Origin of the sequence: Nocardia anocheti, from assembly GCF_029675105.1 — a bacterium.
GTDB lineage: Bacteria > Actinomycetota > Actinomycetes > Mycobacteriales > Mycobacteriaceae > Nocardia.
This window is the reverse complement of sequence record NZ_JAQQFV010000009.1, coordinates 231,977-256,991: the sequence shown is the minus strand read 5'-3', so window position 1 is coordinate 256,991 and position 25,015 is coordinate 231,977. Positions and strand designations below refer to the sequence as shown.

Genomic DNA, 25,015 nt, shown 5'->3' with positions numbered 1-25,015 from the left:
GTGACCCGACTGGTTCTGGCGTCGGCGTCCCCCGCCCGGCTCGGAGTACTGCGCACGGCGGGCATCGATCCCGTCGTGCGGGTCTCCGGGGTGGACGAGGACGCCGTCGCCGCGGCGCTGCCCGCCGGTACGTCTCCGGAGGGCATCGTCGTCGCCTTGGCACGGGCCAAGGCGCTCGACGTCGCCGCCACGATTCCCGAGCTCGCCGACGACTGTGTGGTCGTCGGCTGTGATTCCATGCTGCTCGTCGACGGGCAGCTGCAGGGCAAACCGCACACCCCCGAGGTGGCGCGCGAGCGCTGGAAGGGCATGGCCGGACGCAGTGCCGACCTGCTGACCGGCCACTGCGTGCTGCGTCTGCGCGACGGCGAGATCGTCGCCGAGGCGGCCGAGTGCAGCGGTACCACCGTGCATTTCGCCGAACCGGGCCCCGACGAGCTCGACGCCTATATCGCCACCGGCGAGCCACTACAGGTCGCGGGCGCGTTCACCCTCGACGGGCTGGGTGGCTGGTTCGTCGACCGGATCGACGGTGACCCCTCCAGCGTGATCGGGATCGGCCTACCGCTGCTGCGCGGGCTGCTCGAAGACGTCGGCGTCGGTGTCACACAGCTGTGGCGGGACGCGCGGGCCTGAGGGCGCGATCACCCGCTCCTCGGTGGCCTGCGCGGCCACCTCGTCGCCGTAGGTGAGTTCCAGCCGGGCCGTGCACAGTTCCGGCTCGACGAACGGGTGCAGCTGCACGTCGACCCGGCCGCGGGCCCCGTTACGCTCGAGCACCTCCCGCATGAGTCCCACGTGCACGCCGCACACCACCTCCGAGTGCGAGCGGGCCAGTTCGCGCAGCGGACAGGCGGTGAGATTGATCCCCACGTGCTCGGTGGTCTCCCCGACCGGGTCCTTCTCGGGCGCGAAGCCCAGTTCCGACATCAGCGACATGGTGATGTCGCGCGCGTCGGCCAGTGATTCCACCTGCTGGGCGCCGATGTCCATGCGGGCACCCCAGGCCCGGCCCGCCGCGACGGCGGCCGCCGAACGGGTGATCGGATCGGGGCCGAGATGGTCGGCCAGCACCTGGGCCAGTTCCTGGTATCCCACCGATCGCTGGACCGCGCGATAGCCGATGCGCGGGCGGCCGCGACCACGCGGCGGTTGCTGGAACTGGCGCACCAGCGATTCGCGGGTGAGGACGTCGAGATGGAAACGAACGGTGGTGACGTGCTGTCCGGTGATCCTGGCCAGTTCCTGGGCGTCGAGGGGCTCGGTGGCGCCACGTAGGATCGCGAGCAGTCGCCGCCGCGGCCAAGAATCGGACATAGCTCACCCCTCCTCTCCAGAGACTTTATCGGACGCAAGTGCGCTTTATTCGTCCATTGTGTCGATTCGTGATGCGCCACCACACACTTACCACCGGCCGCAGCCCAGCTACAGCCGCACCCACCCAACTCGCGTGAAGGACCACACCGTGCCTGTCGCCCCGGATCCGCACCCCGCCTTCGGTTCCTACGCAGCCCCGCATCGATTGGTAACCACAGAATGGCTGTCCGCAAACATCGGCGTGCCGGGTTTGAAGATCATCGAGTCCAACGATGACATCCTGCTCTATGACATCGGGCATGTCCCCGGCGCGGTCAAGATCGACTGGCGTGGCGACCTGTCCGACCCGGTGACCCGCGATTACATCGACGGCCCGCGCTTCACCGCGCTGATGCGCGCCAAGGGCATCGCCCGCGACGACACCGTGGTCGTCTACGGCGACCGGGGCAACGCCCAGGCCGCGCACACCGCCTGGATCTTCACCCTCTTCGGCCACGAGGACGTGCGCCTGCTCGACGGCGGCCGCGACGCGTGGATCTCCGAGGAACGCGACACCACCTTCGACCTGCCGTACCTGGTCGCGGGCGACTACCCGGACGTCGAGCGCGACGACAGCACCGCGCGCGCCTTCCGCGAGCAGGTGCTCGACCGCCTCGGCGCCCCGCTGGTGGACGTGCGCTCGGCCCAGGAGTACTCCGGCGAGTCCGAGGACAAGCCACCGCACCAGGAGTACGCGGCGGTGCGCGGCGGGCACGTGCCCACCGCGGTCAACATCCCCTGGACACTGGCGGCCGGTCCCGACGGGCGATTCCGCTCGCGCGCCGAGCTCGACGAGGTCTACGGGGCGCTGGCAGCCGAGGATCTGGTGGTCTACAGCCGGGTCGGCGAGCGGTCCAGCCACACCTGGTTCGTCCTGACTTTCCTGCTCGGCCGCAGGTCAGTGCGCAATTACGACGGTTCCTGGATCGAGTGGGGCAACTCGGTGCGGCTGCCCGTGGCCCAAGGCGCCGAGCCCGGCGTGGCGAATCAGTTGATTTGAAACATGTTCACATCACAGCCCGGCGCGTAGTGTGACCTGCGACCTACTCGACGGTAGGGCTAGCCGAGTTCGAGCTGGGTTGGCACACTGCCTACACTCGCCCGAGACGAAAGTTGTCGATCCCGGGCACGGGGCCTGTACGGCGACCCGTCCCCCGAAGCGACCAAAGAATGCACACAGGAGGCTCAGTGCCCAGCCATGCCAGCGCACGGATCACGAAGGTACTCGTAGCTAACCGCGGCGAGATCGCGGTCCGCGTGATCCGGGCTGCCAAAGACGCGGGAATCACCAGTGTCGCGGTCTACGCCGAGCCCGATGCCGACGCTCCCTTCGTGAAGCTCGCCGACGAGGCCTTCGCCCTCGGCGGCCAGACCTCGGCCGAGTCGTACCTCGTGTTCGACAAGATCCTCGACGCCGCGGCCAAGTCCGGCGCCGACGCGATCCACCCGGGTTACGGCTTCCTCTCCGAGAACGCCGACTTCGCCCAGGCCGTCCTCGACGCCGGGCTCATCTGGATCGGCCCCTCGCCGCAGTCCATCCGCGACCTGGGCGACAAGGTCACCGCGCGCCACATCGCCGAGCGCGCGAAGGCGCCGATGGCCGCCGGTACCAAGGACCCGGTCAAGAACGCCGACGAGGTCGTCGCGTTCGCCAAGGAGTACGGCGTTCCCGTCGCCATCAAGGCGGCGTTCGGTGGCGGTGGCCGCGGCATGAAGGTCGCCCACACCATCGAGGAGATCCCCGAGCTGTTCGAGTCGGCCACCCGTGAGGCCATCGCCGCCTTCGGCCGCGGCGAGTGCTTCGTGGAGCAGTACCTGGACAAGGCCCGCCACGTCGAGGCCCAGGTCATCGCCGACCAGCACGGCAACGTGGTCGTCGCCGGTACCCGCGACTGCTCGCTGCAGCGCCGCTTCCAGAAGCTCGTCGAGGAGGCGCCAGCGCCGTTCCTGTCCGACGAGGTCCGCGCCAAGATCCACGACTCGGCCAAGCGCATCTGCCGCGAGGCGGGCTACTACGGCGCGGGCACCGTGGAGTACCTGGTGCAGGGCGAGACCGTCTCCTTCCTCGAGGTGAACACCCGCCTGCAGGTGGAGCACCCGGTCACCGAGGAGACCGCGGGCATCGACCTGGTGCGTCAGCAGTTCGCCATCGCCAACGGCGAAGAGCTCTCGATCAAGGAAGACCCCACCCCGCGCGGTCACTCCTTCGAGTTCCGGATCAACGGTGAGGACGCCGGTCGCGGCTTCCTGCCCGCCCCCGGCCCGGTCACCGTCTACTCCGAGCCCACCGGCCCCGGCGTGCGCGTCGACTCCGGCGTGGTGCAGGGCAGCGTCATCGGCGGTCAGTTCGACTCCATGCTGGCCAAGCTGATCGTCACCGGCGAGAACCGCATGCAGGCGCTGCAGCGGGCTCGTCGCGCGCTGGCCGAGTTCCACGTCGACGGTCTGGCCACGGTCATCCCGTTCCACCGCGCGGTCATCGAGGATCCGGCCTTCGTCGGCAACGGTGAGACCTTCGAGGTCTACACCAAGTGGATCGAGAACGAGTGGAAGAACACCGTCGAGCCGTTCACCCCCGGTGGCGCGCCCGCCGAGGACGACGAGGATCTGCCCCGGCAGAAGGTCGTCGTCGAGGTCGGTGGCCGTCGCGTCGAGGTGTCGCTGCCCGGTCAGTTCACCCTCGGTGGCGGGGCCGCCGGTTCGGCCGGTAACGGTGTCGTCCGCAAGAAGCCGAAGGCGCGCAAGCGCGGCGGCGCGGGTGGCGGCGCGGCCTCCGGAGACGCGGTCACCGCGCCCATGCAGGGCACCGTGGTCAAGGTCGCCGTCGAAGAGGGTCAGTCCGTCGAGGCGGGCGACCTGATCGTGGTGCTCGAGGCCATGAAGATGGAGAACCCGGTCAACGCGCACAAGGCCGGTGTGGTCACCGGGCTGTCCGTCGAGGCGGGCGCGGCGATCACCCAGGGCACCGTCCTGGCGGAGATCAAGTAAGAGACAGTTCCACGAAGGGCGCCGGTTTCCGACCGGCGCCCTTCGCTGTTTCCCGGCCGCGACAGCACCGGGGTCCTTCGGTGAACAGCGGTCGAAGACCACCGGCCCGCGCGCGCGGCCACCTGGTTCCGGCCTATCGTGAACGGGTGTCCAGCACCGCGTCGAACGATCAGGGCCCGTCGACACCCGCGACATCGGCCACCGTCACCGAGGTGATCCAGGCGCGGCGCGCGTCGAGTCAGCGAGACGACGGGCATCGCCTCGCGCTCGTCATCGAGGGCGGCGGCAGTCGCGGGGTGTACTCCAGCGGGATGGTGCAGGCGCTCGAGGAACTCGGTCTGGCGGGGGTCTTCGACGCGGTCTACGGCACCTCGGCGGGCGCGATCAACGGCGCCTGGCTGCTGTGCGGGCGCGCGGCCACGGGGATGCGGTCGTGGACCGATCCGGCGATCATGCGCCGGGTGGTCGACCCGGTACGGGTGCTGCGCGGGCGGCCGGTCTTCGATCTGCACTACCTCGTGCACCGGGTCTACGACGGCATCGAGCCGATGGACTTCCCGGCGATCCTGGCCAACCCGACCACCCTGCACCCGATCGCGACGGACATCCACACCGGACAGTCGGTGGACCTCGCACCCCACATCGTCGACAAAACCACGCTCATGACCGCGCTACGGGCCTCCGCGGGCCTGCCCCTGCTGGCCGGACCACCCGTCGCGCTCGGCGGCGGCAGCTACTTCGACGGCGGCCTCACCGAAACCGTTCCGATCCGCACGGCCGTGCGCGCGGGCGCCACCCACGCCCTGGTCCTGCGCACCCGCCGCACCGACGAACTCCGCCCACCCGCGCCCCTGCTGCATCGCGTGGTCGGCGGCGGCTACATGCGCGCCATCGCGCCCGGCGCCTACCGGGCCTGGTCGCAACGCCCGGGTCAGCAGGCCGTCGAAGACCGCTACCTGGCCGACCTCGGCGCCCGCGTCCTCCAGATCCACCCGCCCGCCGCGGCCCCACCCGTCGACAGCGCCGCTCGCGACACCGACCTGCTCGCCCGCGCCCTCGACCTCGGCCGCACCGCCGTCCACACCCTGCTGGGCACAGCCATCCACCCCGCCTGAACCACACCACCCACACAGGGGCGAACGAGGTGGCGGGACCCGTCGCTAAGCTGCTGGCGTGGAACCGATCGAGATCAATGCGGGCGCCTGGTATCTGCGGGCGCTGCGGGCCGACGAGCGCATCGACGACCGACCCGCGCTGGCCGACGGTGGCATCACCGATCCGGACTACGTGACGACCCGCTCGGCCCAGTGGGCCGACGAGACGCACTTCTCCTGGGCGGTGTGCGTGCCGACCACCGCGGAACTGGTCGCCGAGATCGGCGTGACGCCCGGCCCGGACGACACCGCGACCATCACCGGCTGGGCCCTGCCCGGCGAGGACGACGCCCTCGCCGCCGGACTCACCTCGGTCCACCGATTCGTCGAGGGCGCCCTCGGCCTCACACCCACCGCCTGAGCTAGACCTTCTCCCGCAGCAGCACCGCGTCCAGCGCGTCCACCGCGCGCTCCAACTCTTCCTCGGTGACCGTCAGCGGCGGCCGGAACCGGATCCCGCGATCACCGGACCCGAGCAGCAGCACATGCTGACGTTCCCGCATCGCCGTCACCACCCGCTCGCGCAGATCGTGGTCGGCGAGGGTGATCGCGCACATCAGCCCGCGCCCACGCACCTCGCTCACCTTGTCCGGATGCGCGGCGGCGAGCTGGCCGAGCTGGTCGAGCAGGAACGCGCCGAGCGGGCCGACCCGCTGGATCACCCGATACTGTTCCAGCACTTCGAGAATGCGGCGCGTACGCACCATGTCGGTGAGATTGCCGCCCCAGGTGGAGTTGAGCCGCGAACTCACCCGGAAGACATTGTCGACGACCTCGTCCACCCGTCCACCGGCCATGATCCCGCAGACCTGGGTCTTCTTGCCGAAGGCAACCACGTCGGGTTCCACGCCGAGCTGCTGATAAGCCCACGTGGTGCCGGTCATGCCGACACCGGTCTGCACCTCGTCGAGAACGAACAGCGCGTCGTTGGCGTGACACAGCCGCTGCATGGCGCCGAGGAACTGCGGACGCAGATGCCGGTCACCGCCCTCGCCCTGGATGGGTTCGGCGATGAAGCAGGCGATGTCGTGCGGATGCTCCGCGAACGCCCGCTCGGCCTGGGCCAGTGACACGGCCTCGAGTGCCGCGATGTCGGGCCCGGCGAAGGTGTGCGGGGTGTCGATACGCGGCCAGTCGAACTTCGGGAAGCGCGCGGTCTTGACCGGGTCGGTGTTGGTGAGCGACATCGTGTAGCCGCTGCGACCGTGGAAGGCGCCGGTCAGGTGCAGCACCTTGGTGCCCAGTTCCGGTGCGCGGCCGTGCAGTTCGTTGTGCCGGGACTTCCAGTCGAAGGCCACCTTCAGCGCGTTCTCCACCGCCAGCGCCCCGCCGTCGACGAAGAACAGGTGCGGAAGCCGGGGATCACCGATCACGCGCGCGAAGGTCTCCACGAAGCGGGCCATCGCGACGGTGTAGATGTCGGAGTTGCTGGGTTTGTTCATGGCGGCGGTGGCCAGCTCCACGCGGAACCGCTCGTCGCCCGCCAGCGCGGGATGGTTCATCCCCAGGGCATTGGAGGCGAAGAAGCCGAACATGTCCAGGTAGGCGGTGCCGTCACGTTCGTCGATCAGCGTGCGACCGTGGGACTTGTGCAGGTCGAGCACAAGATCGAAGCCGTCCGCGAGGATGTGCGAGGACAGGATTTCTCGGACCCGGTTGGCGGGGGTGACCGCCGCGCCGGGGCGCTCCAGTTCGATGGTCACACTGCCGAGGGTACGCAAATATTTACGGAACCTCTACGCAATGGCGGAACAATTACGAAGAATCGTTACCTGTCGTAGAATGTCTGCAGAATGATGGTGCTGCGCGTGCGCACATTGGCGGTGGCCCTGATCTCGGCGAGCAACTGCTCGAGATGCCGCGGCGAGGCCACCCGCACCAGCAGGACGTAACTCTCCTCGCCCGCCACCGAGTGGCACGCCTCGATGCCGGGGATGTGCTGCAACAATGCGGGCGCGTCATCGGGCTGGGAGGGGTCGAGAGGAGTGATCGCGACGAACGCCGACAACAGGTGCCCGAGCGCCTCGGGATCGACATGGGCCGCGTATCCGCGGATCACCCCGCGCGCTTCGAGCCTGCGCACCCGCGACTGCACCGCCGACACCGAGAGGCTGGCCTTCTCCGCCAGATTCGACAACGTGGCGCGGCCATCGGTCATCAGTTCCCTGATCAATAGTCGGTCGATGTCGTCGAGCTGGGGTCTAGCCGGTGAATCCGCCATCAGCGAAGGCTAACCCAGCGCGGGGGTTGCGCGGGGAAAACTTCTTTCTGTTCCCCACCGAAATTCGCCGAACTTTTCCGTGAGTCGTACCAACCAGCAGAAGGTGAGCAAGATGATCGACACCGTGACCGAGCACTTCTCCGAACAGCTGGCACTGCGGGCCAGGGCTCTGCTGCACGGACTCGGCGCGACCGTCCCCGAACCCGGTGTGCTGCGGGCGCGTACGCCGATCTCCGGCGGCGTCCTGCTCCCCCTCACCCCGGACACGCCGACCACCGTCGACACCGCCATCACGCGGGCGGCCGGGGCGTTCCAGTCCTGGCGCACGGTCCCCGCGCCGGTGCGGGCGGCGGTGGTGCGCGAGCTGGCCGCGCTGCTCGTGACCCATCGCGGCGAGCTGGCCGAGCTGGTGACGCTGGAGGCGGGCAAGATCGGCGCCGAAGCGCTCGGCGAGGTGCAGGAGATGATCGACGTCTGCGAGTTCGCCATCGGCCTGTCGCGTCAGCTCTACGGTGCCACCATGCCGTCGGAGCGGCCCGGCCACCGACTCATGGAGACCTGGCATCCGCTCGGCGTGGTCGGGGTGATCTCGGCGTTCAACTTCCCGGTGGCGGTCTGGGCGTGGAACACCGCGATCGCGCTGGTGTGCGGCGACACGGTGGTGTGGAAGCCCTCGGACACCACCCCGCTGACCGCACTGGCCTGCCACACGCTGCTGCGTCGCGCGGCCGCCGAGGTGGGCGCGGATCCCGAAGTGCACCAGCTGGTTCTGGGTGGCGCGGAGGTGGGCGCGGCGCTGGTCGACGACCCGCGCGTCGCCCTGCTCAGCGCCACCGGTTCGGTGCCGATGGGCGCCGCCGTGGCACCCCGGGTGGCCGCCCGCTTCGGCCGCTGCCTGCTGGAACTCGGCGGCAACAACGCCGCGATCGTCACGCCCAGCGCCGATCTGGACCTGGCGGTGCGCGGCATCGTCTTCGCGGCGGCGGGGACGGCGGGTCAGCGGTGCACCACGCTGCGCCGACTGATCGCGCACCGCTCGATCGTCGACGAACTGGTCGACCGGCTCGTCGCCGCGTACAACCAACTGCCCGTGGGCAATCCGCTCGACGACGGTGTGCTGGTCGGGCCACTGATCGACGAGCGGTCCTACACCGCGATGCAGGAGGCGCTGACCCGTGCCGAGGCCGACGGCGGCGAGAACCGCTGCGGCGGCGAACGTGTCGAGATCATCGGCCCCGACGCCTACTACGTGCGCCCCGCCGTGGTGCGCATGCCCGCCCAGACCGAACTCGTGCGCGAGGAGACCTTCGCACCGATCCTCTACGTCCTCACCTACGACGATCTCGACACCGCCATCGCGCTGAACAACGATGTGACACAGGGTCTGTCCTCCGCGATCTTCACCCGCGACCAGCGCGAGGCCGAGCTGTTCCTGGCCGAATCCGACTGCGGCATCGCCAATGTCAACATCGGCACCTCCGGCGCGGAGATCGGCGGGGCGTTCGGCGGCGAGAAGCACACCGGCGGCGGGCGCGAATCCGGGTCCGACGCGTGGAAGGCGTACATGCGCCGGGCCACCAACACCGTCAACTACTCGACCGAGCTGCCGCTGGCCCAGGGCATCCATTTCGGCTGATCGGCCAGCCGATTTCGCCATTCCGGGCACCGCGTGTACAGTGGTGTTTACGACGCGGGATGGAGCAGCTCGGTAGCTCGCTGGGCTCATAACCCAGAGGTCGCAGGTTCAAATCCTGTTCCCGCTACTACGACGAAGGCCCCGGAGTTTCGACTCCGGGGCCTTCGTCGTTTCCGCTACCCGGCGCCCAGGCGCAGCGTCCAGTTGCCGCGGTGGTGCAGGCGGGTGATGCCCGCGGGCGGAACGTCGATGCGCCAGAACGAGGTCGGGGGCGCGTCGAGCACCACCAGCAGCGCGGCGCGGATCACCGCGGGATGGGTCACCGCGACGGTGTCGTGGCCCGCCGAGGCGATCTCGGCCAGCCAGAACCGGACCCGTTCCACCAGGTCGGTCACCGATTCACCGCCGTGCCCGCGGAATTCCGGGTCGGTCAGCCAGGCGAAGAGCTGATCCTGGGCCAGCGCGCCCATCTCACTGCCCCGCCACGATCCGGCGTCGAGGTCTCGTAATCGTTCGTCCTGCTCGCCGGTGAGTCCCAGCGCCTCGGCGGTCGCGCGGACGCGCCGCTCCGGGCCGGTGCGCACCCGCGCGCCGGTCAGCGGCGAACAGCCGCGCAACGCGGCCAGCCCCGACTCGTCCAGGGGTTCGTCAACAGGGAATCGCGCCTTACGTACCGCCTCGGTAAGGCCATGGCCGACCAGGTCGACTCTCAGCACCGTTTGCACGAGAGTTCAGCGTAGCTGCGACGCGGATCATAGTGTGACCCCGCACACCCTTCGTGTCGACCGACGACCGTGACCAGCGCTTTCGCGGTTCACCGGATCTGTCGGTGGGCCGGTGCACACTGGAACCCATGGATCGCTTCTCCCCCGCCACCGCGCAGTGGTTCGACGGCGCCTTCGCCGGGCCCACCGCCGCGCAGCTCGGCGCGTGGGAGTCGATCGCGGCCGGAGAGCACACCCTGGTCATCGCGCCGACCGGCTCGGGCAAGACGCTGTCGGCGTTCCTGTGGGCGATCGACCAGCTGGCCACCAGCGAGCCCACCGAGGCGCGAGGCACCTCGGTGCTCTACGTGTCGCCGTTGAAGGCGCTGGCGGTGGATGTGGAGCGCAATCTGCGGGCGCCGCTGGTGGGTGTCACCCAGACGGCCAAGCGGCTCGGTCTGGAGCCACCGGAGATCTCGGTGGGTGTGCGCTCGGGCGACACCACCCCCGCCCAGCGCCGGGCCATGCAGCGCACGCCACCGGACATTCTCATCACCACGCCCGAGTCGCTGTTCCTCATGCTGACCTCCGCCGCGCGGGAGACCCTCGCCCAGGTGCACACGGTGATCGTCGACGAGGTGCACGCCATCGCGGGCACCAAGCGCGGCGCGCATCTGGCGCTGTCGCTGGCCAGGCTCGACCAGCTCACCGAACGCCCCGCCCAGCGCATCGGGCTGTCGGCCACCGTGCGGCCCGCCGAGGAGGTCGGGCGGTTCCTGGTCGGCTCGGCGCCCATCACCATCGTGCGCCCACCCGCGCCCAAGACCTTCGACCTGTCGGTGCGGGTGCCGGTGGCGGATATGACCGCGCCCGAGGAGTCCGATCAGCCCGGCTCCATCTGGCCGCATGTCGACGAGGCGATTGTCGACCTGGTGCTCGACCACCGGTCCTCGATCGTGTTCGCGAACTCCCGGCGGCTGGCCGAGCGGCTCACCGCCCGGCTCAACGAGGCGTACGCGACCCGGCTGGGCGAGCCGGTGGAGACCGAGCACGCACCACCCGCGCAGCTGGGACCGTCCACCGAGGTCATCCACGGTGCCGATCATCTGCTGGCCAGGGCCCACCACGGGTCGGTCAGCAAGGAACAGCGCGCCATCATCGAGGACGATCTCAAGAGCGGGCGACTGCGCTGCGTGGTCGCCACCAGCAGTCTCGAGCTCGGTATCGACATGGGCGCGGTGGATCTGGTGGTGCAGGTCGAGGCGCCGCCGTCGGTGGCCAGTGGCTTGCAGCGGGTGGGGCGGGCCGGTCATCAGGTGGGTGAGGTGTCGCGGGGCGTGCTGTTCCCCAAGCACCGCACCGATGTCATCCACTGCACCGTGGCCGCCCAGCGCATGCTCACCGGCGAGATCGAACTCCTCCAGATCCCCGCCCACCCGCTCGACATCCTGGCCCAGCAGACCGTCGCCGCCTGCGCGCTGGAACCCCTCGACGTGGACGGCTGGTTCGACACCGTCCGCGCCACCGGCAGCTACGCCGCCCTCCCCCGCTCCGCCTACGAGTCCGTCCTCGACCTGCTCGCCGGGCGCTACCCCTCCGACGAGTTCGCCGAACTGCGCCCGCGCGTGGTGTGGGACCGCGACGCGGGCACCCTCACCGGCCGCCCGGGCGCCCAACGCCTCGCCGTCACCTCCGGCGGCGCCATCCCCGACCGCGGCATGTTCGCGGTCTTCATGGTCGGCGAGAAGGCTTCACGGGTGGGCGAACTCGACGAGGAGATGGTCTACGAATCACGCGTCGGCGATGTGTTCGCCCTCGGTGCCACCAGCTGGCGGATCGAGGAGATCACCTTCGACCGCGTCCTGGTTTCCCCCGCCTTCGGCCTGCCCGGACGCCTACCGTTCTGGCACGGTGACGGACTCGGCCGCCCGGCCGAATTGGGCGCCGCGCTGGGCGAATTCGTGCGGTCGGCGGGTCAGGTGTCGGCCGATGACCTTACTCGGATCGTCGAGGGGATGGGGGTCGACCGGTCCGCGAATGGAGCCAGCGAGGAGCGGATCGGGGTGTCGTCGGGCGGATCGGGACCGAAAGGCGGTTCAGGCGCGGCAGGTAGCTCAGGCTCACCGGGTGGATCAGGCTCGACCAGCAGCGCAGGCTCGTCCGGCAGCGCGGAGTCGTCGGGCGGCTCGGGGTCGGCTGAGGGCGGTGTCTCGGGGCGGCGGGGTCGGGGTGGGGTGAAGGCGGCTGTGGCCGCGTTGAGCAAATCGGCGGTGCGGCTGGATCAGATGGTGCGTGCTGCCGGGCTGGATCAGAACGCGACGGCGAATCTGGTGGGGCTGCTGGAAGAGCAGCGGGGGGCGACCGGGCAGTTGCCTACCGACCGCACGCTGATCGTGGAGCGGTTCCGTGACGAGCTCGGGGACTGGCGGTTGGTGCTGCACTCGCCGTTCGGTACTCCGGTACACGCGCCGTGGGCGTTGGCCGTGGGGGCGCGGTTGCAGGAGCGGTTCGGGGTGGATGCCGCGCCCACGGCCTCCGACGACGGGATCGTGGTGCGCCTGCCGGACACCACCGACGAACCGCCCGGCGCGGAACTGTTCGTCTTCGAGCCCGACGAGATCGATGACATCGTCACCGAACAGGTCGGTGGTTCGGCGCTGTTCGCCTCTCGTTTCCGCGAGTGCGCGGCCAGGGCACTCCTCCTGCCGCGTCGCGACCCCGGCAAACGCGCGCCCCTGTGGCAGCAGCGGCAGCGCTCGGCCCAATTGCTGGACGTGGCACGCAAATTCCCGCAGTTCCCGATCCTGCTGGAGACCGTGCGCGAATGCCTGCGCGACGTCTACGACCTGCCCTCCCTGCGCGACCTGCTGACCAAACTGGCCCGCCGCGAGATCCGCCTCGTCGACGTCGAGACCGCCACCCCCTCCCCCTTCGCCAATGCCCTGCTGTTCTCCTACATCGGCCAGTTCCTCTACGACGGCGACAGCCCCCTGGCCGAACGCCGCGCCGCCGCCCTCGCCCTGGACTCCAGCCTGCTCGCCGAACTCCTCGGCCGCGTGGAACTGCGCGAACTCCTCGACCCCGCCGTCCTCACCCTCACCGAACGCGAACTCCAACGCCTCACCCCCGAACGCCACGCCCGCGACGCCGAGGGCCTGGCCGACCTCCTCCGCCTCCTCGGCCCCCTCACCCCCACCGAAGCCGCCGCCCGCTGCGTCCCCCGCACGCCCGCGCCGCCAACAGACCCCACCGACGAGGCACACCCCGACCACACCCCCGCCGCCGACAACGCACCCATGGCCACCGACACAGCGCTCGCCGACTCCGACGCGCCCGCGTGGTTCGCGGAGTTGCGGGATTCCCGGCGGGCACTGGAGGTTTCATTCGCGGGGCGCACGTGGTGGGTGGCGATCGAGGACGCGGCGCGACTCCGCGACGCGCTCGGGGTGCCGCTGCCGATCGGGGTGCCGCAGGCGTTCATCGAGCCGGTCCCCGATCCGCTCGGTGATCTCGTGGGCCGCTATGCCCGTACACACGCGCCTTTCACCACCGCCGACGTGGCCGCCCGATTCGGCCTCGGCACGGCGGTGGCGACCACCGCACTGCACCGGCTGCTGGCCGAGAAGCGCGTGGTGGAAGGCGAATTCACCCCCGACACCGCGGGCACCGAGTGGTGCGACGCCCAGATCCTGCGCCGCCTGCGTCGCCGCTCGCTGGCCGCGGCCCGGCACGAGGTGGAACCCGTCGCCACCGCCGCCTTCGCCCGTTTCCTCCCCGCCTGGCAGCACGTCGGTTCCGGCGAGCTACGCGGCCTGGACGGCGTGGCCACGGTGGTGGAACAGCTCGCGGGCGTACCGATCCCGGCCTCGGCCTGGGAATCGCTCATCCTCCCGATGCGCGTGCGCGACTACACCCCCGCCCTCCTCGACGAGCTCATGGCCACCGGCGAGGTGATCTGGTCCGGCCACGGCGCCATCACCGCCCGCGACGGCTGGATCGCCCTGCACCTGGCCGACCAGGCCCCCTTCACCCTCCCCCCACCCGACCCGATCGACCCCACCGACATTCAGCTCTCCCTACTGGCAGCCATGGGCGCCCAGCTCGAACCCCGCCCCCGCACGACCCCGCCCATAGACCTCGACAGTCCGACGCCGGTCACCGAGGCCACCCCGCGCGGAGTTCGCCGCACCGACGAGTCGGCCAACACCGAGACCACGAGCCGGACACACAGCCGCTCGGCGAACATCGCTGGTCCACGTGGTGAGGAGAGCGGCCTCGAATCGAACCGGACCGACGATGCCGGTTCGGTGGCCGCGGAGGCGGTCTCCTTGCCGCCCACCCTCAGCGGCGGCGGCGCGTACTTCTTCCGGCAGCTCTCCGATGCCACCGGCCTGCTCGACGACAAAGCCGCCGGTGACGCGCTCTGGCAGCTGGTCTGGGCGGGATACGTCTCCGGTGACACCTTCGCCCCGGTGCGCGCCCTGCTCGCCGGGACCTCCCGTTCCACCACCGCGCACCGCGCACCCCGCCGTGCCCCACGCGGTCGCGCCTACCTGCCGCGCGCCGCGATGCCGACCCGCTCCGGCCCGCCCACGATGGCCGGACGCTGGTCGATCCTGCCGGAACGCGTGCAGGACAACACCGTGCGCGCCCACGCCACCGCCGACCAGTTGCTCGAACGCTACGGCGTGCTCACGCGCGGTGCCGTGCAGAACGAGGGAGTGCCCGGCGGGTTCGCCCTGATGTACCGGGTACTCACCGAGTTCGAGGACAGGGGCCGCTGCCGTCGCGGCTATTTCGTCGACACGCTCGGCGGCGCCCAGTTCTCCACCACCGACACCGTCGACCGCCTGCGCTCCTTCGACACCGACCGCAGCGCGGTCCGCACCGAGGTCGCGCTGGCGCTGGCGGCCTGCGATCCCGCGAACCCGTACGGTGCCGCGCTGCCCTGGCCCAAGAGCGAGGCCGAGGGCGGGCATCGACCGGGTCGCAAGGCGGGCGCGCTGGTGGTGCTGGTCGGTGGCGAACTCGTGCTCTATCTCGAGCGTGGCGGCAAGACCCTGCTCACCTTCACCGAGGACCCCGGCCTGCGCCGGGCGGGGGCGAGCGCGCTGGCCGGGCTGGTGCACGAGCGGCGGGTGGACTCGCTGGTGATCGACAAGGTCAACGGTGACACCGTGCACGGCAACACCTTCGCCGACTTCCTGGTCGAGGCCGGTTTCGCGGTGACACCGCGCGGCCTGCGGCTGCGCAGGCAGGTGTAGCCGAATGCCCGAGGGCGACACCGTCTTCCGCACCGCAGAGCGGCTGCGCACGGCCCTGGCCGGAACCACCCTGACCCGCAGTGATTTCCGCGTGCCGCGCTTCGCGACCGTCGATCTGGTCGGCGAACTGGTCACCGAGGTCGGCAGCTACGGCAAGCACCTGTTCATCCGCACCGACCGGGCCAGCATCCACAGCCACCTCAAGATGGAGGGCGAGTGGCGGATATTCCACTGCGGCCAGCGCTGGACCAAGCCGCGCGTCACCGCCCGCGCGGTGCTGTCCAATGACGAGGTCGAGGCGGTCGGCTTCGCTCTCGGCATCCTCCAGGTGCTCCCGCGCGCCGAGGAGCACACCGTCATCGACCATCTCGGCCCCGACCTGCTCGGCGCGAACTGGGACCCCGCCGAAGCCCTCCGTCGCCTCACCGAATACCCGCGCCGCGCAATCGGTCTCGCCCTCCTGGATCAGCGAAACCTCGCTGGCATCGGCAATATCTACCGCAGCGAGATCTGCTTCCTGCGTCGCGTGCACCCGGCCACCCCGGTCGGCGACATCCCGGATCTGCCCGCCCTGGTCGACGAATCCCACCGCGTCCTCACCAAAGCCGCCCACCAACCGCCCTGGCGCCCGATGGTCTACGGCCGCACCCGCCGTCCCTGTCCCCGCTGCGGCACCACCATCGTCTCCCGACTGCTCGGCGAAGACGACCCCGCCGACCGCATCACCCAGCGCGAACGCGGCATCTACTTCTGCCCCCGCTGCCAACCCGAACCCGCCGCGCGCTGATCCGCACAACCCACACCGACACCGGTCGAGCGCGGCCACACGGACGTCACCGGGGCCGCAGCAAGACCCTGCCGACCGGCCACCCCACGCGCACACGGCTCCGGCGATCCGAATCTCACCGGTCCTGGGGTACCGGTTCGAGCAATTGCGGCCGCGGTTCCGGCGCTGCCGCCCGCAGCGCGTCGGCCGAGATGTCGTCGGGCTGGGTCTGCGACTCGATCTCGGCCCGCACCCGCGCCTGGTACGTGGTCACCTCGCGATCGACATCCTCGGTGTCCCAGCCGAGCACCGGCGCGACGAGATGGGCGACCTGCTCGGCGCAGTGCGCACCCCGATCGGCGTACTCGATCGAGATGCGGGTGCGCCGGGCCAGGATGTCGTCGAGGTGCAGGGCGCCTTCGGCGGCGGCCGCGTAGACGGCCTCGACCTGCAGGTAGGACGGCGCGTCGGTGATCGGTTGCAGCAGTTCGGGTTTGCCCGCCGCGTAGGCGAGGACCTCGTCGACCAGGGAGCCGTAGCGGTCGAGCAGGTGTGTCATCCGGTAGGGGTGCACACCGTACTGTTCGGCCAGTTGCACGGTCTGGTTGACCAGCGCGAAGTAGCCGTCGGCACCGAGCAGCGCCACCTTCTCGGTGATCGACGGAGAGACGCGGGCCGGAATGTCCTGTGCCGCTTCGTCCATCGCGTCGGCGGCCATCACCCGGTAGGTGGTGTACTTGCCGCCCGCGATGCTCACCAAGCCGGGCGCGACCCGGGCGACGGCGTGCTCACGCGAGAGCTTGGAGGTCTCGTCGCTCTCCCCGGCCAGCAGCGGGCGCAACCCCGCGTAGACACCGTCGATGTCGGCATGGGTGAGCGGGGTGACGAGCACCTCGTTGACCCGGGTGAGCAGATAGTCGATGTCGGCCTTGGTGGCGGCCGGATGCGCGAGGTCGAGGTTCCAGTCGGTGTCGGTGGTGCCGATGATCCAGTGCGCGCCCCACGGGATGAGGAACAGCACCGAGGTGGCGGTGCGCAGGATGACGGCGGCATCGCTGACGATCCGGTCGCGCGGCACCACGATGTGCACGCCCTTGGACGCGCGCACATGGAAGCGCCCGCGTTGATGCGACAGGCCCTGCACCTCGTCGGTCCACACGCCGGTCGCGTTGATCACCACATTCGCGCGCGCCTCGCCGGTGCGCCCGTCCTCGGTATCACGCAGCTTCACCCCGACCACCCGGTCGGCCTCGCGTAACAGCCCGACGACCTGGGTGGAGGTGCGGATGACCGCGCCGTAGTGCGCGGCGGTGCGGGCCACGGTCATGGTGTGGCGGGCGTCGTCGACCACGGTGTCGTAGTAGGTGACGCCGCCGATCATCGAGTCGCGGCGCAGGCCCGGCGCCAACCGCATGGCACCGTGCCTGGTCAGATGATGCTGTCCAGGAACGGATTTCGCGCCGCCCATGGTGTCGTAGAGGGTGAGTCCGGCGGCGACATACGGCCGCTCCCAGACGCGGTGGGTCAGCGGGTAGAGGAAGCGCAGCGGCTTGACCAGGTGCGGGGCCAGCGTCGACAGGGCCAGCTCGCGCTCCTTCAGCGCCTCCCGGACCAGGCCGAACTCGAGCTGTTCGAGATAGCGCAGACCGCCGTGGAACATCTTCGACGAGCGGCTGGAGGTGCCCGAGGCGAGATCGCGGGCCTCGACCAGCGCCACCGACAGGCCGCGCGTGGCCGCGTCCAGCGCGATGCCCGCGCCGACCACGCCGCCGCCGATGACCAGCACGTCGAACTGTTCTTTCCCCAGCCGCTCCCAGGCCGCGCGACGATGCTCGGGACCGAGCTGCCCCGGACCACGTCGGTCACGTTTCGCGCCTGCCACCAGCTCGCCGGGATGCAGGAACGGGAACTCCGGTGTCTGCGCCATGCTCGACTCCTCGCCACCGACCCGGGGCCGGTTCCAGTCGACAGTGTGGGGGCACGACGCGGTCGGGCGCCGCTGGGTACAGGCTAAACGTAGTGCCCGACAGGTGCCGGATGCCGCAGCGCGGGCCGCCGACCCCGCACGCGTCGCGACCGGGCCCGCCGTAGTCGGCCACCGCTCCGTGCGCGGTTTAGTAACCTGCGGGGATGCGTCGCTATGTGGCCGCCATCGATCAGGGCACGACTTCGAGTCGGTGCATCGTCTTCGACCGGCACGGCCGGATCGTGGGAACCGCACAGCGGGAGCACCGGCAGATCTTCCCGAAACCCGGTTGGGTGGAACACGATCCGGTCGAGGTGTGGCGCAATACCGAGTGGGTGCTCGGCGCCGCGCTGGGCAACAGCGGCTGCTCGGCGGGCGACCTCGCCGCCATCGGCATCACCAATCAGCGCGAGACGACCGTGGTCTGGGACCGGGCCACCGGCGAGCCGGTCCACAACGCCATCGTCTGGCAGGACACCCGCACCGACCAGCTGTGCACCGAACTGGCCGGTGACCAGGGCCCGCAGCGCTACGCCGAACGCACCGGGCTGCCGCTGTCGACCTATTTCGCCGGGCCGAAGCTGCGCTGGATCCTGGACAATGTCGAGGGTGCGCGGGCCCGCGCCGAGGCGGGTGACCTCTGTTTCGGCACCATGGACAGCTGGGTGCTGTGGAAACTCACCGGCGAGCACCTCACCGATGTCACCAACGCCTCGCGCACCATGCTCATGGACCTGCGCACGCTGCGGTGGGACGAGCGGATCTGCGCCGAATTCGACATCCCGATGTCGCTGCTGCCCGACATCCGCAGCTCCTCGGAGGTCTACGCCGAGATCACCGCGGGGCCGTTCGCCGGTGCGCCGGTGGCGGGCATCCTGGGTGACCAGCAGGCGGCCACCTTCGGGCAGGCGTGCCTGTCGCCCGGTGAGGCCAAGAACACTTACGGCACAGGCAATTTCATGCTGCTCAACACCGGCACCACCCCGGTGATCAGCAAGCACGGGCTGCTCACCACCGTCTGCTATCAGCTCGGTGACCAGCCCGCGGTCTACGCGCTGGAGGGCTCGATCGCCGTCACCGGCTCGCTGGTGCAGTGGCTGCGCGACAATCTGGGCATCATTGCCTCGGCCGAGGAGGTGGAACCGCTGGCCCGCAGCGTCGACGACAACGGTGGCGCCTACTTCGTGCCCGCCTTCTCCGGCCTGTTCGCCCCACGCTGGCGGCCGGACGCGCGCGGGGTGATCGCCGGGCTCACCCGCTTCGTCACCAAGGCCCATCTGGCCAGGGCCGCACTGGAATCCACCGCGTTCCAGACCCGCGAGGTGGTCGACGCCATGCGCGCCGACGCCGCCGCCCAACACCTCGACCTGGAACTGACCACCCTCAAGGTCGACGGCGGCATGACCGGCAACGACCTGCTCATGCAATTCCAGTCCGACATCCTCGACGTCCCCGTGGTCCGCCCCGTCGTCCGCGAGACCACCGCCCTCGGCGCCGCCTACGCCGCGGGCCTGGCCGTCGGCTACTGGACCGGCCTCGACGACCTCCGCGCCAACTGGACAGCCGACCACACCTGGACCCCCACCATGCCCGCCGCCGACCGCGAAGCCCGCTACACCGCATGGAACAAGGCCGTGGAACGCACCTACAACTGGGCGTGACGGGTCAGCGCGCTGCCGCGGCCAGGCGGGTGATGGCGGTGGTGAGGGTGGGTTCGTCGGTGGTGGTGAAGCACATGCGCAGCGCGGAGCGGTAGGCGTCGGAGACGGCGAAGGCGGCACCGGGGACGTAGGCGACGCCCGCTTCCAGGGCTGCGGGGAGCAGGGCGGTGGTGTCGGTGCCGTCGGTGAAGTCGGCCCAGACGAACATGCCGCCGGTGGCGTCGGTGCAGTGGACGCGGTCGCCGAAGGTGGTGCGGGTGGCGGTGACCAGGGCTTTCGCGCGGGCGGCGTAGGTGGTGCGGACCGTGGTGATGTGGGCGTCGAGCCAGTCGGTGTCGGTGAGCAGGGTGGCCGCGATCTGGTGGGTGAGGGCGGAGCCGCACAGGTCGGCGCCCTGCTTGAGCAGTTCCACGGCGCGACAGACCTGGCGCGGGGCGGTCATCCAGCCCACGCGCAGGGTGGGGGCGAGGATCTTGGAGACGCTGGACAGGCGGATCACCTGCGGCGAGTAGGCGGCGACGGGGGCCGGGGCGGGCCGGTCGAACCACAGTTCGCCGTAGGGGTCGTCCTCGATCACCCAGAAGCCGTGCGCCTCGGCCAGTTCCGCGAGACGCTGACGCCGCTGCGGCGAGAGGGTGACACCGCCGGGGTTGTGGAAGTTGGACACGGTGTGCACGACGGCGGGGCGTTCACCGGCGGCGAGAAGGCCCTCCAGGACGTCCAGGCGCAGGCCGTCGGCGTCGAGCGGCACCGCGACGATGCGCGCCCCGGCGGCCCGGAACACTTGCAGCGCACCGACATACGCGGGGTCCTCCACGATCACCAGCGCGCCGGGATCGAGCAGCACCTCGGCCAGCAGCGACAGCGCCTGCTGCGAACCGTGGGTGACGAACACGTCCTCGACCGGCACCGACCGCCCGATCCGCGCCGACTCCCGAGCCGCGAGCACCTCGCGCAGCGCGGGCCAGCCCGGCGACTCGGTGTACTGCAGCACCGCCGGGTCGGCGAGCGCGGACTGCGCCGCCGCGGCGATGCGCTCGCGCGGCATCAGCGCCGCGTCGGGCAGCCCACCGGCCAGGCTGATGACATCGGCACGCGCGGTGAGCTTGAGCAGGTCACGAATCGCCGAGCTCTGCAGACCGGCGAGCTTGCCCGCCAGGGCGGGAGTGGTCGGCGACATGAGAACCTCCGGGTACGCCAGGGGACGCGATGTCCACCCACCATCGCATACCGCTAACCAGAATGTGAAATTCTCATCCCGTTATTTGAGACGCTATCGGGTCAGGATGTGTTTGACCTGCCACTTCCCATCGATGTTGGAGGTGATGATCACCTGCGGGTAGGTGATCACCTCACCATCGGGATGCCATTCGCTCAGATCCACGTCGTATTGCCCCGGCAGCGTCTCGCGGATCTTGACGCAGTGCTTGGCGCCGACCGGGATCTTGGAGTCGATCGCGCGCTGCAGCCGGTCGGCCTGGGAGATGTCGCCGTCGGGTGAGGCGAAATCGCGCACCTTCGTGCCGGAACGCTCGACGTAGAAGGCGTATTGGAAGCCGAGGATCGCCCTGGCACCGGAGGTCGTGTCGCCGGGACCGTTGCTCACCGTCACCGCCGGATCGGTGGACGCCGGGCATTCGAAGCCGGGGATCTGCGCCGCGGTGGTCGGGGCCGCGGTGGGCCCCGGGTCCTCGCCGCCACCGCGCTTGACCAGGCCGATCGTCGCGACCAGCGCGACCACGATGAGCACCGCCGCCACCGCGCCGCCGATGAGCCACGGCAGTCGCTTGTCGGTCTCCTTCTCCTCGCTGACCGGCGCGACCGGGGTCTTCGGCGCGAGACGGCGGGCGATCGGGTCGTCGGCCCAGGACAGGCCGGGCTCGGCGGGCGGCTTGGGGACGCCGCCGTCGTCGTCCGGGCTGTTCCACCACGCCTTGTCCTCGTCCTTGCGCTCCACGGCGGGCAGCGGCGGACGCGGCGTCTCCGGGGCCGACATCCGGACGGTCTCCGGTGCGGGCTGACGCACGATGTCGGCGTCGGGTTCCTGGCGCGGCGCGGGCCGATCGCGGCGGATCACCTCGGTGAGTTCGCGGCCGGAGGCCACCGGTACCGAGTCACCGAACGGCGAGGCGTCGCGCTGCGGCGGCGCGGGCGGCGGGGTCGCGACGGCGTCACCGAAGACCGAGGTGGGCGCCGAACGCGCCGGGCCGGGCGGCACCGGACCACGCGGCGGCGCGGTGGGCGGGCCCGGCGGCGGGGCGGCCACCGGCGGCGCGACCGGCGGACCCGGCGGCGGCGCGACGGGCGGCGGAGCCGACACGGGCGCGCCGAACGGATTCGGCGCACCGGCGGGCGGACCGAACGGACCGGGCGCGGCGGCGGGTTGCCAACCACGCTCGGGTAGCGCACCGGGCGCGGGCGGCGGTGTCGCGGCCACCGGCCCGCCGAATCCGGCGTTCACGTCATCGACCGGTGGGCCGAATTCCCCGAAATCGTTCTCGTCACCCTCGGTGCCCAAGACCAATCCTTTCCCCAGGACACACGTGTGGGGCGGTCGTCAGCCGACCGCCCCACACGTCGTAGGTGTGTGTCAGTACTGGAGCGAGCCACCCCACTGAGTGGTGACACCAGCGACGTTCACCGTCTGAAGCAGCTCCCCCGGCACCGGCAGTGTAGCCTTCGCCGCCGCCTCGAGCGCGGCGGTGCCGCCCGGCTGCGCCTTGATCCAGTTCTCGACCGCCGCCTTGGCCAGGTTGGCCTGGGTGGTGTCGAGAACGGTCACGGTGGTGTTGTCGGAGCGGCCGTCGCCACCGTTGAAGGTGGTGACCTTGACCGAGTTCTCGCCGATGTACTCCACCGAGACACCGGCGTCACCGAAGCCGCCACCGGGCGCCCGGTAGCCGATGGTGCCGACGTAGCCGTGCTCGTTGTTGTAGTGGTGCGTGTTGGCCAGCAGACCGGGCACCAGACCACCGGCGTCGACGGTGGCGCCGACTTCCTGGTGCGGGCCTTCCATCTCGACGACCGGCGCGGCGGGCGCGTTCTCCAGACGCGGCGCCTGCCACGTCGGTTCCTGCGGCTCCTGCACCAGCGTCTCGCGCGACTCGCCTTCGGCGTCGTCGCCCGCGACGCCCTGATCGGACGGCACGCTCGGCTGGGTCTGCGACGGCTGCGCGGGCGTGGTGGTGCCCGGCTTCTCCGGCGTGGTGGTCTTCTCCTCGCCCGGGGTGGTGGCGCCCGTCTCCGGGTGCACCGCGGGCTGGGCCTGATTGCCCTGGGACTGACCGGGAACCGGCAGCGGCGCGACGCGCGGGGTGGTGACACCCGGCTGCGACGGCGTGACCTTGGCCGGAGTGTCCTCCGGCTCGCCCGGTCCGGGGGTGGTGACACCCGGCTGGGCGGGCGTCGGCTTGGTCTGACCCGGCTTGGCCTTCTCCGGGGTCTCCGTGGCCTCTTCCTCGGGAGCGCCGTTCTCCGGCGTCTCCTGGCTTTCGGTGCCCGGCTGCGCAGGCGCCGGGGTGGCGGGCGTGGACGGCTGGTCGCTGGGGACCGCACCGGCCGGAGCCGCAAGAAGAGTTGCCACAGCGGCCGCAGCGGCCAGGGGCAACGAGGTGCTGGCAATCGCTCGCTGCGCCCGACTCGGCTTACGATGCTTCACTTTTCGCTTATCCCTTTCCCGGAGGGAATCCCCCACTACTCCACCACGCGACCTGAACAGATCGCGCCTCGGCCGTGAGTCAACCACATGAGCGCGGGACAGGCAACGCGGCAGTAGCTTTCCCGACACAGCGATTCGAGCCGACGAGGAACCTTGTCGAACAAGACAATTCGAAACCCGGCGAGTCAGTGATACGTCTCACATTCCGGCTGGTCGGCTCAGTCCAGGTCGTCGTGACGCATGAGCAGACGACCCGCCTCGGTGACCGAACCGGTCAGCGACGGATACACCGAGAAGGTCTGCGCCAGATCGGTGACGGTGAGGTTGTTCTGCACCGCCAACGCGATCGGCAGGATCAGTTCCGAGGCGATCGGCGCGACCACCACACCACCGATCACCACGCCGGTCGCCGGGCGGCAGAAGATCTTGACGAAGCCGCGCCGCAGCCCCGACATCTTCGCGCGCGGATTGGTGTTCAGCGGCAGCATCACCGTGCGCGCGGGCACCTCGCCGTTGTCGATGGCGGTCTGGCTGACGCCGACCGTCGCGATCTCGGGCCGGGTGAACACCGCCGAGGCCACCGTCTTGAGCCGGATCGGGCTCACGCCCTCGCCCAGCGCGTGATACATCGCGATGCGGCCCTGCATGGCCGCCACCGAGGCCAGCGGCAGCAGGCCGGTGCAGTCGCCCGCGGCGTAGACGCCGGGCACGGAGGTGCGCGAAACCCGGTCGACGCGAAGGTATCCGCCGCGATCGAGTTCGATGCCGACCCGGTCCAAGCCCAGCGCGTCGGTGTTCGGGGTGGAGCCGACGGTCATCAGCGCGTGCGAACCGGTGACGGTGCGCCCGTCCGACAGCTTCACCACGATGCCCTCGGCGGTGCGCTCCACCGCGTCGGCGCGCGCGTGCTTGACCAGCTCGACACCGCGCTCGGCCAGGGCTTCCTCGAGCACCAGGGCGGCGTCGGCGTCCTCGCCGGGCAGCACGCGGTCGCGGCTCGAGACCAGCTTCACCCGCACGCCCATCTCGGTGTAGGCGGAGACGAATTCGGCGCCGGTGACACCGGAACCGACCACCACCAGGGTCTCGGGCAGCTCGCTCAGGTCGTAGAGCTGGCGCCAGTTCAGGATGCGCTCGCCGTCGGGTTCGGCGCCGGGCAGCACGCGCGGGCTGGCGCCGGTGGCGATGAGTACCACCTCGGCCTCGAACTCCTCGGTGCTGCCGTCGGCCAGCGTGGCGCGCACCAGGTGCGCCGAACCGGCGGCGGGCCCGGTCAATTCGCCGCGACCCGCGAGCAGCCGCACGCCCGCGGCCTGCAACTTGGCGCGGATGTCGGAGGACTGGGCCAGCGCGAGCGCCTTGACGCGCCCGTTGACCTCGGGCAGATGCACCTGCGCCTGGCTGGCGTCGATGGTGATGCCCAGATCGCGGGCGCGACGCAGATCGGTGCGCAGCCCGGTCGAGGCGATGAAGGTCTTGGACGGCACGCAATCCCACAGCACACAGGCGCCACCGATGCCGTCGGCGTCGACCAGGGTCACCGTGGCCCCGTGCTGCGCGGCCACCAGCGCCGCCTCGTATCCCGCGGGTCCGCCACCGATGATCGCAATCCTGGCCACAGTCCACGCTCCTGTGTCTATT

At 70.5% G+C, this 25,015-nt stretch carries 17 protein-coding genes, 1 tRNA gene and 2 pseudogenes; 11 read left to right on the top strand and 9 right to left on the bottom strand.

Annotation, left to right across the window (positions count from 1 at the left end; all coding sequences use genetic code 11):
• Positions 1-636: a Maf family protein gene (locus tag QC180_RS24125; RefSeq protein WP_278265084.1), complete on the top strand. Its 636-nt coding sequence runs from the start codon at positions 1-3 to the stop codon at positions 634-636.
• Here QC180_RS24125 and QC180_RS24120 read toward each other — a convergent pair.
• Positions 562-1,317, bottom strand: a complete 756-nt coding sequence (locus QC180_RS24120) for a helix-turn-helix transcriptional regulator (RefSeq protein WP_278265083.1) — start codon at positions 1,315-1,317, stop codon at positions 562-564. The two genes, QC180_RS24125 and QC180_RS24120, sit on opposite strands and share 75 nt — an antisense overlap.
• Positions 1,318-1,465: 148 nt before the next feature.
• Here QC180_RS24120 and QC180_RS24115 point away from each other — a divergent pair, with 148 nt between their 5' ends.
• The 4 genes from QC180_RS24115 (at position 1,466) to QC180_RS24100 (ending at position 5,859) form a co-directional block, all read left to right on the top strand.
• A complete protein-coding gene (locus QC180_RS24115; protein WP_278265082.1) occupies positions 1,466-2,356 on the top strand; it encodes a sulfurtransferase in 891 nt (296 codons plus the stop codon).
• Between the two features lie 188 nt (positions 2,357-2,544).
• The gene (locus tag QC180_RS24110; RefSeq protein WP_278265081.1) at positions 2,545-4,344 is read left to right on the top strand and encodes an acetyl/propionyl/methylcrotonyl-CoA carboxylase subunit alpha; all 1,800 of its coding nucleotides are present in this window, start codon (positions 2,545-2,547) and stop codon (positions 4,342-4,344) included.
• A gap of 146 nt (positions 4,345-4,490) precedes the next feature.
• Positions 4,491-5,459: a patatin-like phospholipase family protein gene (locus QC180_RS24105; protein ID WP_278265080.1), complete on the top strand. Its 969-nt coding sequence runs from the start codon at positions 4,491-4,493 to the stop codon at positions 5,457-5,459.
• A gap of 58 nt (positions 5,460-5,517) precedes the next feature.
• Positions 5,518-5,859, top strand: a complete 342-nt coding sequence (locus tag QC180_RS24100; protein ID WP_278265079.1) for a hypothetical protein — start codon at positions 5,518-5,520, stop codon at positions 5,857-5,859.
• A gap of 1 nt (position 5,860) precedes the next feature.
• Here the strand turns inward: QC180_RS24100 and lat are convergent, their stop codons facing one another.
• Positions 5,861-7,201, bottom strand: a complete 1,341-nt coding sequence (lat, locus tag QC180_RS24095) for an L-lysine 6-transaminase (protein WP_278265078.1) — start codon at positions 7,199-7,201, stop codon at positions 5,861-5,863.
• 65 nt (positions 7,202-7,266) lie between these two features.
• Positions 7,267-7,719 carry an Lrp/AsnC family transcriptional regulator gene (locus QC180_RS24090; protein ID WP_278265077.1) on the bottom strand — a complete coding sequence of 151 codons (453 nt, stop codon included), beginning with the start codon at positions 7,717-7,719 and terminating at the stop codon, positions 7,267-7,269.
• Between the two features lie 112 nt (positions 7,720-7,831).
• On the opposite strand from QC180_RS24090, the gene amaB reads away from it, so the two are divergent.
• Entirely contained in the window at positions 7,832-9,355 is a 1,524-nt protein-coding gene (gene amaB / locus QC180_RS24085; RefSeq protein ID WP_278265076.1) for an L-piperidine-6-carboxylate dehydrogenase, read from the top strand.
• A gap of 53 nt (positions 9,356-9,408) precedes the next feature.
• Positions 9,409-9,482, top strand: a tRNA-Met gene (locus QC180_RS24080).
• A gap of 49 nt (positions 9,483-9,531) precedes the next feature.
• Here QC180_RS24080 and QC180_RS24075 read toward each other — a convergent pair.
• On the bottom strand, positions 9,532-10,071 hold the full coding sequence (locus QC180_RS24075) for a histidine phosphatase family protein (RefSeq protein ID WP_474646521.1): 540 nt from the start codon (positions 10,069-10,071) through the stop codon (positions 9,532-9,534).
• 137 nt (positions 10,072-10,208) lie between these two features.
• Here QC180_RS24075 and QC180_RS30400 point away from each other — a divergent pair.
• The 3 genes and pseudogenes from QC180_RS30400 to QC180_RS24065 form a co-directional block, all read left to right on the top strand.
• Positions 10,209-12,053, top strand: a pseudogene (locus tag QC180_RS30400) (DEAD/DEAH box helicase); the annotation flags it as partial.
• A 297-nt stretch (positions 12,054-12,350) separates the two neighbouring features.
• A pseudogene (locus QC180_RS30395) lies at positions 12,351-15,323 on the top strand (Lhr family ATP-dependent helicase); the annotation flags it as partial.
• Between the two features lie 4 nt (positions 15,324-15,327).
• Positions 15,328-16,110 (top strand): Fpg/Nei family DNA glycosylase, encoded by a 783-nt coding sequence (locus QC180_RS24065; RefSeq protein ID WP_278265073.1) that lies wholly within the window; start codon positions 15,328-15,330, stop codon positions 16,108-16,110.
• A gap of 115 nt (positions 16,111-16,225) precedes the next feature.
• Here the strand turns inward: QC180_RS24065 and glpD are convergent, their stop codons facing one another.
• The gene (gene glpD / locus QC180_RS24060) at positions 16,226-18,016 is read right to left on the bottom strand and encodes a glycerol-3-phosphate dehydrogenase (protein ID WP_278265072.1); all 1,791 of its coding nucleotides are present in this window, start codon (positions 18,014-18,016) and stop codon (positions 16,226-16,228) included.
• 203 nt (positions 18,017-18,219) lie between these two features.
• On the opposite strand from glpD, the gene glpK reads away from it, so the two are divergent.
• Complete coding sequence (glpK, locus tag QC180_RS24055) at positions 18,220-19,716, top strand: glycerol kinase GlpK (protein WP_278265071.1); 1,497 nt, start codon at positions 18,220-18,222, stop codon at positions 19,714-19,716.
• A 4-nt stretch (positions 19,717-19,720) separates the two neighbouring features.
• Here the strand turns inward: glpK and QC180_RS24050 are convergent, their stop codons facing one another.
• The 4 genes from QC180_RS24050 to QC180_RS24035 form a co-directional block, all read right to left on the bottom strand.
• Positions 19,721-20,896, bottom strand: coding sequence for an aminotransferase-like domain-containing protein (locus tag QC180_RS24050; protein WP_278265070.1), 1,176 nt, complete (start codon positions 20,894-20,896; stop codon positions 19,721-19,723).
• Positions 20,897-20,989: 93 nt separating this feature from the next.
• Positions 20,990-22,234: a DUF8176 domain-containing protein gene (locus tag QC180_RS24045; RefSeq protein ID WP_278265069.1), complete on the bottom strand. Its 1,245-nt coding sequence runs from the start codon at positions 22,232-22,234 to the stop codon at positions 20,990-20,992.
• A gap of 72 nt (positions 22,235-22,306) precedes the next feature.
• Complete coding sequence (locus tag QC180_RS24040) at positions 22,307-23,299, bottom strand: hypothetical protein (protein WP_278265068.1); 993 nt, start codon at positions 23,297-23,299, stop codon at positions 22,307-22,309.
• Positions 23,300-23,592: 293 nt separating this feature from the next.
• On the bottom strand, positions 23,593-24,993 hold the full coding sequence (locus tag QC180_RS24035) for an NAD(P)H-quinone dehydrogenase (protein WP_278265067.1): 1,401 nt from the start codon (positions 24,991-24,993) through the stop codon (positions 23,593-23,595).
• Positions 24,994-25,015 lie beyond the last annotated feature (22 nt).